The organism is Nocardia vinacea (assembly GCF_035920345.1).
Classification (GTDB): Bacteria; Actinomycetota; Actinomycetes; order Mycobacteriales; family Mycobacteriaceae; genus Nocardia; species Nocardia vinacea_A.
This window is the reverse complement of sequence record NZ_CP109149.1, coordinates 4,051,124-4,063,661: the sequence shown is the minus strand read 5'-3', so window position 1 is coordinate 4,063,661 and position 12,538 is coordinate 4,051,124. Positions and strand designations below refer to the sequence as shown.

General features: G+C 65.5%; 15 protein-coding genes. 9 read left to right on the top strand and 6 right to left on the bottom strand.

Annotated features, from left to right (window positions below; translation table 11 throughout):
* Positions 1-3 precede the first annotated feature (3 nt).
* The 5 genes from OIE68_RS19040 to OIE68_RS19020 all read left to right on the top strand — a co-directional run bounded on the left by OIE68_RS19040 (position 4) and on the right by OIE68_RS19020 (position 3,689).
* A complete protein-coding gene (locus OIE68_RS19040; RefSeq protein WP_327100708.1) occupies positions 4-1,152 on the top strand; it encodes an acyl-CoA dehydrogenase family protein in 1,149 nt (382 codons plus the stop codon).
* 93 nt (positions 1,153-1,245) lie between these two features.
* Positions 1,246-1,866: a TetR/AcrR family transcriptional regulator gene (locus OIE68_RS19035; protein WP_040701885.1), complete on the top strand. Its 621-nt coding sequence runs from the start codon at positions 1,246-1,248 to the stop codon at positions 1,864-1,866.
* Positions 1,863-2,369, top strand: coding sequence for a hypothetical protein (locus OIE68_RS19030; RefSeq protein ID WP_327100707.1), 507 nt, complete (start codon positions 1,863-1,865; stop codon positions 2,367-2,369). The genes OIE68_RS19035 and OIE68_RS19030 overlap by 4 nt, the downstream gene beginning before the upstream one ends.
* Positions 2,370-2,540: 171 nt before the next feature.
* A complete protein-coding gene (locus OIE68_RS19025) occupies positions 2,541-3,407 on the top strand; it encodes a hypothetical protein (protein ID WP_327100706.1) in 867 nt (288 codons plus the stop codon).
* 150 nt (positions 3,408-3,557) lie between these two features.
* A complete protein-coding gene (locus OIE68_RS19020) occupies positions 3,558-3,689 on the top strand; it encodes a hypothetical protein (RefSeq protein ID WP_327100705.1) in 132 nt (43 codons plus the stop codon).
* A 166-nt stretch (positions 3,690-3,855) separates the two neighbouring features.
* On the opposite strand, the gene OIE68_RS19015 is transcribed toward OIE68_RS19020, so the two are convergent.
* From OIE68_RS19015 to OIE68_RS19000, 4 genes are all read right to left on the bottom strand, one after another.
* The gene (locus OIE68_RS19015) at positions 3,856-4,824 is read right to left on the bottom strand and encodes an NADPH:quinone oxidoreductase family protein (protein ID WP_327100704.1); all 969 of its coding nucleotides are present in this window, start codon (positions 4,822-4,824) and stop codon (positions 3,856-3,858) included.
* A gap of 1 nt (position 4,825) precedes the next feature.
* The gene (locus tag OIE68_RS19010; RefSeq protein ID WP_327100703.1) at positions 4,826-5,596 is read right to left on the bottom strand and encodes an enoyl-CoA hydratase-related protein; all 771 of its coding nucleotides are present in this window, start codon (positions 5,594-5,596) and stop codon (positions 4,826-4,828) included.
* Positions 5,597-5,663: 67 nt separating this feature from the next.
* A complete protein-coding gene (locus tag OIE68_RS19005; protein WP_327101721.1) occupies positions 5,664-6,659 on the bottom strand; it encodes a phosphotransferase family protein in 996 nt (331 codons plus the stop codon).
* Positions 6,660-6,688: 29 nt separating this feature from the next.
* Positions 6,689-7,990, bottom strand: coding sequence for an acyl-CoA dehydrogenase family protein (locus OIE68_RS19000; RefSeq protein ID WP_327100702.1), 1,302 nt, complete (start codon positions 7,988-7,990; stop codon positions 6,689-6,691).
* 88 nt (positions 7,991-8,078) lie between these two features.
* On the opposite strand from OIE68_RS19000, the gene OIE68_RS18995 reads away from it, so the two are divergent.
* Positions 8,079-8,549, top strand: a complete 471-nt coding sequence (locus OIE68_RS18995) for a VOC family protein (protein ID WP_327100701.1) — start codon at positions 8,079-8,081, stop codon at positions 8,547-8,549.
* Positions 8,546-9,370 (top strand): SDR family oxidoreductase, encoded by an 825-nt coding sequence (locus OIE68_RS18990; RefSeq protein WP_327100700.1) that lies wholly within the window; start codon positions 8,546-8,548, stop codon positions 9,368-9,370. The genes OIE68_RS18995 and OIE68_RS18990 overlap by 4 nt, the downstream gene beginning before the upstream one ends.
* A gap of 45 nt (positions 9,371-9,415) precedes the next feature.
* Here OIE68_RS18990 and OIE68_RS18985 read toward each other — a convergent pair whose 3' ends face one another.
* Positions 9,416-10,591, bottom strand: coding sequence for an amidohydrolase family protein (locus tag OIE68_RS18985; RefSeq protein ID WP_327100699.1), 1,176 nt, complete (start codon positions 10,589-10,591; stop codon positions 9,416-9,418).
* Positions 10,592-10,622: 31 nt separating this feature from the next.
* Here OIE68_RS18985 and OIE68_RS18980 point away from each other — a divergent pair, with 31 nt between their 5' ends.
* Together OIE68_RS18980 and OIE68_RS18975 are read left to right on the top strand one after the other, a co-directional pair.
* Positions 10,623-10,910 carry an adenylyl-sulfate kinase gene (locus OIE68_RS18980; RefSeq protein WP_327101720.1) on the top strand — a complete coding sequence of 96 codons (288 nt, stop codon included), beginning with the start codon at positions 10,623-10,625 and terminating at the stop codon, positions 10,908-10,910.
* Positions 10,911-10,912: 2 nt separating this feature from the next.
* Positions 10,913-11,626, top strand: coding sequence for a 3'(2'),5'-bisphosphate nucleotidase CysQ (locus OIE68_RS18975; RefSeq protein ID WP_327100698.1), 714 nt, complete (start codon positions 10,913-10,915; stop codon positions 11,624-11,626).
* A gap of 56 nt (positions 11,627-11,682) precedes the next feature.
* Here OIE68_RS18975 and OIE68_RS18970 read toward each other — a convergent pair whose 3' ends face one another.
* Complete coding sequence (locus tag OIE68_RS18970; protein WP_327100697.1) at positions 11,683-12,537, bottom strand: ABC transporter permease; 855 nt, start codon at positions 12,535-12,537, stop codon at positions 11,683-11,685.
* Position 12,538: the final 1 nt, after the last annotated feature.

Here is a 12,538-nt window from a genome sequence, read left to right as displayed (position 1 = left end):
ACCGTGCGCCGAGACATTTTCACCCCAGACCACGAAGCATTCCGGCAGCTGGCCCGCGAATTCATCGATAAGGAGGTGGTGCCGCACTACCCGGACTGGGAGCGGGCCGGGCAGATGCCACGCGAAATCTTCGAGCGGATGGGCGAACTCGGCCTGCTCGGCACCGCGATCCCCGAGGAATACGGGGGCGGCGGCATGCGGGACTACCGTTTCAACGCCGTGCTGCAGGAGGAGGCCTACCGCGCGCTCGTCACGCTCAGTACCGTCCGCACCCAGATCGACGTGATCCTGCCCTACTTCTTGGAATACGCCGACGCCGAGCAGCGCGACCGCTGGTTTCCGGGTCTGGCCGGCGGCAAGCTGCTGACCGCGATCGCCATGACCGAGCCGGGCACCGGCTCCGATCTGGCCGGTGTGCGGACCACCGCGGTTCGCGACGGCGAGGAGTACATACTCAACGGCGCCAAGACATTTATCACCGGTGGTCTGCTCGCGGATCTGGTGATTGTGGTGGCCCGCACGTCATCCGATCCGGACAACCGGCGCGCCGGCCTGAGCCTGATCGTGGTGGAAAGCGGCCGAGCCGGGTTCACCAAGGGTCGGGTCCTGGACAAGCTCGGCTGCAAGGTGCAGGACACGGTGGAGTTGGCATTCGACAATGTGCGCGTGCCGGTGGCGAACCGGCTCGGCGCGGAGGGGCAGGCGTTCGCCTATCTCGGCCACAACCTCGCTCAGGAACGGATAACGGTTGCCGTCGGATCGGTGGCGCAGGCCAGGTCCGCGATCACCGCCACGATCGAATATGTGCAGCAGCGCAAGGTTTTCGGCCAGCCGGTGGCGGCCTACCAGAACACGAAATTCGAGCTGGCCGCGCTGTCGACGGAGGTGGAGGCGGCGCAGACCATGGTCGATCGCGCAGTGCTGGAATTGGTCGAGGGGCAGCTCTCGGGGGCCGATGCCGCGCGGGTCAAGCTGTTCTGCACCGAGGTGCAGGCGCGGGTGGTCGATCGCTGCCTACAACTGTTCGGCGGCTACGGCTACATGACGGAATATCCGATCGCCCGGCTCTACGCCGATGCGCGTGTCGCCCGCATCTATGCCGGTACCAGTGAAGTGATGAAAATGATCATAGCCAAATCTCTCGGCCTGTGATTCAGCACAAAATTTGGGCTATCTGAGACCCTTGTCACAGTCTCGAAACCAACCTACTGTGTCTTAAGTAGGTTGATCGAACGAAGGAGTTCGGTGTCCGATCCCGAAGCCGGTACCCCGCGGCCATATGAGACGTTGCTCGCCAAAGGCGAGTACCGCAAGCTGCAGATTCTCGCCGTCGCACAGCGACTGCTCACGCGCAACGGCTGGCGTAATACGACGCTGGCGCAGATCGCGCGGGAGGCCGGAGTCAGTACGGCCGGGGTGCTGCATCACTTCGAGTCCAAGGAACAACTGCTGCATGCGGTACTCGAGGCTCGCGACACCGACGACGAACTCCATTCCGACCGCCGAGGCGATCTGATCGAGCAGGTCGAACACGTCGCCGACCGCTTCCGGCGTTCGCCGGATCTGGTCGGCATGTTCACCGTGCTGCTCGTCGAGAATCTCGATCCGGATGCGCCGCTGCACGATCGCCTGCTCGGTCGGTACCGAGCCGCCGTCGCCACCATTGCCGGCGGCATCCGCCGCGGCCAGCGCGCAGGCCGCTACCGCACCGATCTGGACCCTGCCGTCAAGGCTGTGGAGATAGTCGCATTTCTCAACGGGATGGAAACCTCATGGCTGCTCGACCCCTCGATACCACTGAACCGGGTATTCACGGAGTACGTCCGCTCGCTCGAGCGCGAGCTCATGCCCGCAAGCACCCTTTGAGATATCGGCTGGCGGTCATCGCCCCCGATATCGCGGATGTGGTGCGGTACTCGGGAGGTTGGCTATTCGACCGGGCGATGGCCGGGTGGGAGGTGACCGTCTGCGTGGGCGACGTCGCCGATATCCGACCGCTGCGGATCCTCGGGGCGACCGTACTGGATCTGGAGACTTCGATGGCATCGCTATCGGATGCGGGCGTGTGGCCGAATGGAATCGCGGTCGCCGCAAAGGTTTTCGAAACCGATCCGCGGGTCCACCAAGGGGTGCTGAAGAATATCGAGGATCGGTCGTTGGAGGTGACGGTCTGGGGCGCCGCCTGTCCGAGTGAACTCGATTGCCGGACCGAGGGAGTGCAGCACCGACTGAGCGTGGCCGCGCGAGCGTTCAAGGCACGGGCACTGGCGGCATTGGCGCAGCCGGTCGACGTGCTCGAGGATGTGGAGATGTTCCGCTGCAGTGAAACCCGGGAGCACTTGGCGGCGGATCTGCTTCCGGTGGGTTGAGTGACTTCTGAAATGCGTATATCTGCCGGGTAGCTGTGCGGTGGCGCCCCGTGGAATCCGTCCAGGACCGACACGGGACGACATCCGGCGTGTCCCAAGCTATTCCGGCGATTCTGGACCGATTTCGCAGTATCGAACATACTTGCGATAGTTGCCTGTACGGTCGCGCGCATGGTCAGCTCCCAGCACGAGGCGATGCATCACCTCTTTCGGCAGGATCCGGGCGTATTCGCCCGCACGATCCGTGATCTGGGCCTGCCGTTTCCCGATCCGATCGATGTCGCGCTGCTGCCGACCGATCTCACGGAGATCGAACCATTGGAGCGCCGCGTCGATACCCTGCTCCGCGTAGAAACTGCGGAAGGAGCTTTCCTGCTGCTCGTCGAAGCTCAGGGGCACGACGACAAGAAGAAACCAAGTGCCTGGGCGTACTACTTGGCGCATCTGCACGCCAAATACCGGCTTCACCCCGTGCTGCTGGTCGTCTGCCAAGATGCTGCCACGGCCGCCTGGGCCCGTGGGCCACTCACCATCGGCCCACCGCAATGGACCAGTCTCACCGTTCACCCACTGGTATTCGGCCCGGACAATGTTCCCGCAGTGGTGGACCTGGAGGCAGCCATCAAAGATATTCCGTTGGCGACGCTCTCGGCAATCACGCACGCCGCCGACGATTCCGTCATCGGTGACATAATGAGCACGCTGGCCACCGCACTGCGCAGTATCGATAAACCCGATCGCGTGATCTTTGCCGAACTCACCGCACTCGGATTGGGCAAAGGCCCGGCCGGACAGACCTGGAGGCAGTTGATGACCGTGGATACCTCGTTCTTCCGTTCCGAATACTGGCAAGAAGTCCTTGCTCGAGGTGAGGCCAAAGGTGAGGCCAAATCCATCTTGCGGCTGCTGGAACTGCGTGGGATTGCGGTACCCGACGATGCGCATGCCCGAATCGCTGCTTGCACGGATCTCGATCAACTGGCCGCCTGGCTCGATCGCGTCCTCGTGGCCGAATCCATCGAAGATCTCTTCGCGTAGGACGCTCTCACCGCACAGGAGGTTGTTGATGACAATGCCCCCACGTGGTTCTTCCGTTCCGAGTGGTGGCAGGCAATCCGCGCTGCGGGCCGTGCTGAACGCTGTGCTAAAGCTGCGGCCAGTGGTCCGGCCGAGTCCATCTTGCGAATCTTGGAACTGCGTGAGTTTGCGGTACCTGAGGATATGCGTGCCCGTATTGCTACTTGCACAGACCTCGACCAGATGACCACCTGGCTCGAGCGCGCCGTCGAGGCCGACTCCATCGACGAGTTCATCGCGTAGGGGCGCATCGTCCACGGGTACGGCGGCTTCGGCGCAGATATTGCCCCACGATGATTCGGTCATGGTTGGATGTGCGCAGCGACACCATTTCCGCTACGTCTCGATCACGTCGTCGACCTGGTTAGCGTGGCTCGAGTTGGTGGTCAATAGGTTTCGTTGCTTCGGACTATGCCTTCATATCGAGCAGGATCCTGCCGATGGCCTGGCCGTCCGCGACCTGCCGTAGTGCGGTGGCGGCCTCGGCGAGCGGATACACAGCGCTGATATGCGGAAGTACCCGGCCGGTGGTGAGCAGTTCCCGCAATTCGTCCTCATTGCGGCGGAATTCGCCGGGATCCAGATCCTGGAATTGGAAGCCGAGTATCTGTATTCCCTTGACCAGCACCAGATTCAGCGGGATCCGCGGAATCTCGCCGGAGGCGAAGCCGACGGTGACGAACCGCCCGCCGCGGCGCAGCGACCGCAGCGCGGGCTCGGATAGTCGCCCACCGACCGGGTCGATGACGGCGTTGGCGCCGTCGGGCAGTGCTTTCTTCAGCGCCGCGCGCAGGTCACCGCTGGTGTGGTCGATCAGCCCGCCGGCACCGTGAGCGGCTGCGGCACTGAGCTTTTCGGCGGAGGACGCGACGGCTGTGACCTCGGCCCCCAAATGTACCCCGAGTTGCACCGCCGCAAGCCCGACTCCGCCACCGGCCCCGAGTACGAGCAGCCGGTCCCCGGGCCGCACCCGGGCCACCGAACGCAGTGTGTGATATGCCGTCCGGTAGGCGACACCGAACGCGGCCGCGCGATGGTCGTCGACTCCGTCGGGGATGCGGCCGAGTCCCGCGGCGGGCGCGGTGACCTCTTCCGCGAACGCCCCGACGATCCCGGTGCCGGTGACCCGGTCGCCGATGGCGAATTCGGTGACGTCGTCGGCGGTTTCGGTGACCGCGCCGGCGAATTCGCTGCCGGGCACGAACGGTGTCGGCACCTTGATCTGATATTCGCCCGCGATCACCAGAACATCCGGGAAATTGACCGCGGCCGCGCCGACCCGCACTCGAACCTGTCCCGATTCGAGTGCGGGCGCCGCACGGTCTTCGATGCGCACGACCTCCGGCGGCCCGTAGGCCGGGCAGATCACCGCGCGCATCTCACCGGCCTCGCCAGTTCGGCGTGCGCTTCTCGGCGAAGGCGCGGGCGCCCTCCTTGGCGTCTTCGCTGGCGAATACCAATGCCTGCCACTTGCCGAGTCGATCGGTGGCCGCCGCCGCATCCGAGACCGCAAGGCGGGCAAGCTCTTTCGAAGCAGCCAGCCCGAGTGGCGCGTTGGCGGCGATCCGCTCGGCCATGGCCAGTGCGGTCGAGAACACGGCATCCGGTTCGGCCACCGCGTTCACCAGACCGATCCGCTCGGCGCGCTCGGCGTCGACGAGATCACCGGTCAGCAGCAGTTCGAGTGCGATGCCGAGCGGGATCCGGGTGCCGATGAAGGTACCGCCGCCACCGGCGAAGAGTCCGCGCTTGACCTCGGGGAAGCCGAATTTCGCCGCCGCGGACGCCACGATCAGATCGCAGCCAAGCAGTAGTTCCAGTCCGCCGCCGACGGCGCTGCCATTGGCCGCGCCGATCACCGGCACGCTCACCTGCCCCTTGGCCAGTCGGCCGTAGGCCTCGGCTTCCGCGCCGCTGCCGAAGTCCTCGCCACTGGCGAAGGCGCGCAGATCCATTCCGGAGCAGAAGGCGCGATCACCGGTGCCGGTGAGCACTACGGCCCGCACCAGCGGATCGGCCTCGGCCGCGATGATCGCCGCGCCGATTCCGCGCATCATGGTGCCGGTCAACGCATTTCGCGCATCCGGACGGTTGAGCCGGACGACCATGACCGGGCCGTGCCGGTCGAGTACGAACTCCGCGTCGCTCATGCCTGCGCCTCGCCGGCGCTCGGCTCCATCATGACCGACAGGTCGGCTGTGTCGATCGTTCGCTCGCTCATGATTTGTACTCCGTACTCTCGGCCAATTCGGCGGCGGCGCGCATGGTGTCGACCACGATCGGTCCGAACGCCGCAAGCTTGACGTCACCCTTGGCGCGTTGGAAACCGCGCTCGAGCACGATGGCCAGCTTCCACTTGGCCAGGATCAGGTAGTAGTCGATATCGTCGACCTGGCGTCCGGACACCTGCGCGTAGTGCGCGAGCATCTGGTCACGCGAGGGCATGTACTGCATATTGGCGTAGCCCTTGGTGGCAACGGCAGGATCGCTGGTGTCCTCCGGCCACCCCTGCAGCATCCAGCCCAGATCGAGCTTCGGATCGCCGACCGTCCCCATCTCCCAGTCCACCAGCGCCGCGAGCTGCGCCGGTCCGCCGTGTTGGAACATCACATTGGCGAACTGGTAGTCGCCGTGCATCAGGCCGGGGATGTAGTCCAGCGGGCGGTGGGTGCGCAGCCATTCGGTGGCCACGTCCATGCCGTCGAGCGTGCGGGCGCCATCGATCTTGTCGTAGAAGCTCAGCCACCGCGATACCTGTCGCTCGTGGTAGCCGTCCGGACGTCCCAGATCCTGCAGGCCCCTCGCCTGCCAATCCACCTTGGACAGCAACGCGATTCCCTCGGCCAGCTGGTAGCCGAGTCCGGCCCGCGCCTGCAGGTCGGAGTCGAACGGTTCGGGCCAGATGCCGCGATGGTCCATCGGTGACCAGCCGTCGACGAAGCCCATCAGGTAGAAGGTGCGGCCGAGCACGTCGGAGTCGGTGCAGACTCCGACGGCTGCGGTATGCGGGACATCGGTGCCGTCGAGGGCCTCGATGATCCGCCACTCGCGCAGAATGCCAGCATCCCGTTCGGCGGGCGCCTCGGCAGGTGGGATGCGCAGAACGCTGATGTGTTCGCCGCGGCGGATCTGATAGATCTCGTTCTGGGTACCGCCGGACAGGAAGCGGGTTTCGAGGGGTTCGCCCTTACCGGGCAGGCCCTGGCCGTCCATCCAATCGGCGAGCCGGGTGGTGTCGATGCTCACTGGTTCCCTACTTCGTGCTCGAGATATTCGGCGAACTTCGCCCGGGCGGCTTCCTGCTTTCCGGGAATCCATTCGGTGGGCCACATGCCGTCGGTGGGCTGGTAGTCGCGCAGCACCTGCTTGGCCACGGTGGTCTTGTGCACCTCGGTCGGCCCGTCGGCCAGCCCCATGACACCGGCACCGTGGATCATCCGGAAGAACGGCATCTCGTTGGTGGTGCCCAGGGCTCCGTGCACTTGCATTGCGCGCCAGGCGATATCGTGCAGCACCGTCGGCATGACGATCTTGGCCGTGGCAATGTCCTTGCGGACCTTCTTGTAGTCGTTGTACTTGTCGATCTTCCAGGCGGTGTGCAGTACGAACAGCCGGAACTGGGCCAGCTGGGCGTAGGAATCGGCGATGTAGCCCTGTACGAACTGCTTATCGGCCAACCTGCTGCCCGCGGTGGTACGCGACAGCGCCCGCTCGCACATCATGTCGATGGCCTTCTGTGCGAGCCCGATGGTGCGCATCGCATGGTGGATGCGGCCGCCGCCGAGGCGGGTCTGCGCGATGACGAAGGCCTGGCCCTCGCCGCCGAGCAGGGATTCGGCGGGCACGCGCACGTTCTCGTAATGGATGAGTGCGTGGCTGCCGTCGTTCATCGGCTCGCCGTAGAGGCCGACGTTGCGGACGATATTTATGCCCGGGGTGTCGGCCGGTACGAGGAACATCGACATGCCCTGGTAGGGGCTGACGTCCGTATTCGTTACGGCCATCACGATCAGGAATGCGGCGGTTCTGGCGTTGGAGGAGAAGTACTTCCAGCCGTTGATGATCCAGTCGTCGCCGTCGCGCACCGCCCGGGTCTGGAATTGGGTCGGATCGGCGCCGGCCTGCGGTTCGGTCATCGAATAGCTGGAGAACAGCTCACCGTCCAGCAGTGGCTGCAGGTAGCGCTGCTTCTGGTCGGCCGTCCCGTAGTGGGCGATGATCTCCGCGTTGCCGGTATCGGGCGCCTGACAGCCGAATACGATCGGCGCCCAGGACGAGCGGCCCAGAATCTCGTTCAGCAGGGCCAGTTTCAGCTGTCCATAGCCCTGGCCGCCGAGGTCCGGGCCCAGATGTGTGGCCCACAGACCCTGACGCCGCACCTCCTCTTTCAGGGGCTGGATCGCCTTGCGCCGTGTCCCGTCGAGGGGCACGAACTGCTCATGCTCCCAGACCAGATCGAGTGGTTCGACTTCCGCGCGCACGAACTCGTCGGCCCAGTCCAGCTTCTTCTGATACTCCGGGTCAGTCTCGAAATCCCATGCCATTGCATCTCCTCTCGCATGATGAGAATATGCTTCTCGTGATACGGAATGCAATTCTTCTAGGAATTTCGAGCCGAGTGGAGCTCATGTCGTGAGGGCCGAGGATCAGTTCCATATCGGGATCGTCGCGGCGGACTTCGAGGCCACCGTGGCGACGCTGTCGGCCGTACTCGGATACGAGTGGGGGCCGGAGGTCGGCGGGTCGGTCTCGGTGGACCTGCCGGACACCCGGACGGCTGTCCTGGAGTTGAAATGCCGATACTCCACGACCGTGCCGCGCCTCGAGATCGTGCGCAGTGTCGCGGGCACGCTGTGGGAACCTGCGGGGGCAGCCGGACTCCACCACGTCGGGTACTGGTCCGACGACGTGGCCGCCGATGCCGCCGACCTGGTGCGGCACGGCTACATCACCGAGGCCACCCGGCCCGGCGCCGACGGGCGGCTGTTCTTCGCATTCCTGCGCGGCGCGGACGGCTTTCGGGTGGAACTTGTCGACCGGGCCGCGGAATCGAGCCTGGCGCAGTGCTGGGCCACACCCACGACCACGAGGAGCGACACATGACAACGGTGGGTATAGCGACCGGCGCGGGTCGCGGTATGGGCTACGCCTGCGCACAACGACTGGCCGAGATGGTCGACGTACTGCTGCTGGTGGATCGGGACGCGGCCGCCGCCGCTGCCGCGCGGGAACAGTTGGCCGAAAATGGCGGTGCCACAGTCGAAGCGGTGGAGCTCGACGTCACCGACGCCGAAGGGCTGGCGCGGCTCGCCGAGCGGGTGGATCGGCACGGCACACTGCGAGCTGTCGCCCATGCCGCTGGTATCTCTCCGACGATGGCTGACTGGCGCCGGATCTTCACCGTCGATCTGATCGGGACGGCGCTGCTCGCGCAGGCGCTGCGCCCGTTAGCCGTAACCGGCACGGCCATGGTGTGTTTCGCTTCGATGGCGCCGCTGCTCGATCCTGTCGCGCCGGACCCGGCCGGCCTCGCGGTTGTGGACGATCCGCTCGATGAGAAGTTTCTCGAGCGCATCTACGATGCGCTCGGCCCTGCCGTCGAGGATCCCGGTCTCGCATACAGCTGGGCGAAACGGGGCGTGCACCGCTTCGTGGCACATGAGGCGGTGCGCCTCGGTCCGGTCGGCGCGCGCATCTGCTCGGTCTCACCCGGCATCATCGACACTCCGCAGGGCCGCCAGGAAGCCGACAATCATCCGAGCATGGCGGCGCTGGTGCAGCGAACACCGTTGCGGCGCAGAGGTTCCGCGGACGAAGTCGCCGCCGCGGTCGCATTCGCGCTGTCGGACCAGGCGAGCTTTCTCAACGGTATCGACCTGCTCGTGGACGGCGGCGCTATGGCGGCGGTGCGGACAGCCGGTTAGTCCCTGGTGCCCGCGCCGCAAACAGCAACGCGGGCAACGGGATTGCTACACCTTCAGCAGCCGGGCGAGGTTGCCGCCCATGATCTTCGCCTGGTCGTCCAAGGGGAGATCCTTGATCTCGTTCACGTAGCGGGCGGGTTCGGCCAGTCCCTCCGGATGCGGATAATCCGATCCGAACAGCACATGGTCGGCCCCGATGAGATCCGACAGTGCGACCAGATCCTCCTCCCAGAACGGGCTGACGTAGATCTTCTTGACCGCCTCGACCGGATCGCCCGGGAAGCCCTGCGGGGCCTTCTTGTAGACCTTGGCGAGGGTCTCCAGCAGTCCGGGCAGCCATTCGGCGCCGTTCTCGATGACCGCGATCTTCAGCTCCGGGAACCGGAACAGCGCGCCGTGGCAGACCCAGGACGCCATCGCGTCGCGGATCGGCTGCCACTCGTTGATCATCTTGAAGGTGTTGGTCACGAACGGCAGCATCTCCTGCTGGCGGCCGTCCCATTCGGAGGCGAAGCGGGAATATCCGCTGTCGGAGGAGTGCATCGTCACCAGCACATCCAGTTCGACCACTCGCTTCCAGAACGGATCGAATTCCGGCAGTGCGAACGAGCGCGGTCCGCGCACGCCGGGCACCGGTGCCGGCCGGACCAGGATCGCCCGGGCGCCGCGCTCGACGACCCACTCCAGTTCCTCGATCGCCTTCTCCACGATGGGCAGGCTGATCACCGGCACGGTGAAGATGCGGTCGGAGTAGTTGAACGACCAGGTCTCATACAGCCACTGGTTGAGCGAATGCACGACCGCGTGGATCAGCTCCGGGTCGTCCTTCATGCGCTCCTCGACCAGACTGGCCAAGGTCGGGAACATCAGGGCGCGGTCGATCTGGAGCTCGTTCATCAGTTCCAGGCGGGGCGCCGGTTCGCGGAAGGCGGGCGTCGAGCGGATCGGCTTGCCGAAGATCTCGCGCATGCTCTTGCCCTCGGGATTGCCGTTCTTGAAGTACTCCTCCATCGCCCCGGGAGGCGCGACCACATCGAAGGTCGGGTTGGGGATGTATTCGCTGATCTGGCCGCGGATCGCGATTTTGGTGCGACCGTCGACCTCGACGTACTTGACCGCGTCGCGGTAGTGCTTGGGAAGGTAGGTGGTCAGCGCCTCCTTCGTCTCGTAGAGGTGGTTGTCGGCGTCGAACAGCGGGTAGGGCAGATCCCATTTGGGCATGAAACTCTCCTTCGCATTCTAGGAGAATTTTATTCTCACGACGGCGCAGCATTCAATAGCTGGGACGAGGTGCCGCCGTCACCGCCACCTCGACGCACCGCTCGAAGTGGTCGAGGCCCGGGACCGAAAAGGCTTGTATGCCAAGGCTCGTCGCGGTGAACTGGCGAACTTCACGGGAATCGACTCGCGGTATGAGACGCCGGTCTCGCCGGAACTGCACCTGGATGCCAGTGGCACGCAGACCCCGGACGAACTGGCCGACCAGGTGATCGAACACCTGCGCCTGGCGGGGAAACTCGCCCCTGCGGTAGAAGGTTAGCCATGGACGACCACGATCTCGCCGCCACCCTCGCCGAGGCGGCCGGGAAACTTCTGCTCACCATCCGATCACAAGGCGGAGCGGCCGGGGACCGGCAGGCCAATACGCTACTGCTGGACCGGCTGCGGCAGGCCAGGCCCGGCGACGCCGTACTGTCCGAGGAAAGCCCCGACGACCGTGCCCGCGTGGAACGTTCGCGGGTGTGGATCGTCGACCCGCTCGACGGCACCCGCGAATACAGTGAGCCGCCCCGACAGGACTGGGCGGTGCACGTCGCCCTCGCGGTGGACGGCCGCCCGGTCGCCGGAGCGGTGGCGCTGCCGGCCACGGGATTGGTCCTGCACACCGGGCGACCACCCGAGCTCGCGCCCGCCGTGCCCGGACCCATTCGGGTGGCCGTATCCCGCAGCAGGCTCTCCGCACAGGTGACGCAGCTGATGGATGCGCTGTCGGCGACGCCGGTCCCGATGGGGTCGGCCGGGGCGAAGGCGATGGCCGTCGTCCGTGGCGGCGCCGACGTCTACGCCCACTCCGGCGGCCAATACGAATGGGATTCGTGTGCCCCGGTCGCCGTCGCCGCGGCTGCCGGGCTGCACGTATCCCGCCTCGACGGAACACCGTTGCGTTACAACCGCCCCGATCCCTACCTGCCCGACCTGCTGATCTGCCGACCCGAATTGGCCGACACGGTGCTGCAGACACTGACCGGCGCCTGATCCGCCGCATCTGGGCCGACCTGATGGTGGTCATCGTGGCGCCGATATCGGAGCGGTCAGCCGCTGATTCGCGCTCCCGAGTCGAAGCCCCACAGTGCCAGCGTCATCAGCAGGTTGACGCAGATCATGACGGTGATGCTGGCGCGCATCGCGCGACCGGCGGCAATGCCGACGCCCACCGGACCGCCCGCGGAGTAGTAGCCGAAGTAGCACTGGATGGTCGTGGTGATCACGACGAAGACGACGGCTTTCGCCAGCGAATACGCGACATCGGTCGCACTGAGCACCATGCGGAAGTAGTGGTCGTAGGTGCCGGGCGATTGGCTGCCCGCGACGCCGATGGCCACCTCGACCGCGACGAAATTCATTGCCAGACAGACGAGATAAAGCGGAACGATGGCGGCCACCGAGGCCATGAGCCGCGTGGTCACCAGGTAGGGGATGGACCGGATGGCGAGTGTTTCCATCGCGTCGATCTCCTCGGCGATGCGCATGGCGCCGAGTTGCGCGGTGAATCTGCAGCCCGCCTGGGACGCGAAGGCGATGGAAGCCATGATCGGGGCCAGTTCGCGGGTCGACGCGGTCGCGGACACCAGACCCGTCGCTGGGCCGATGCCGAGCAATTTCAGTGCGCTGTAGCCCTCGATCCCCACCAGTGCACCGCCGCTCGCGCCGAGCACGACAATGATGCCGGCCGTACCGCCGCCGACGATGAGAGACCCGTTGCCCCAGGTGATGTCGGAGATCAGGCGCAGTAGTTCCCTGCGGTAGTGGCGCAGGACGATCGGAATGGAGGCGAGCGCGCGCAGGAAGAATATGGCCATATGCCCGAGGCGCATGGCCCCGTGCAGCGGTGCGTTGGCAACGCGCAGCACCTGCCTGAAGTGCAGCGGATAGTACGGCGCCGCCATC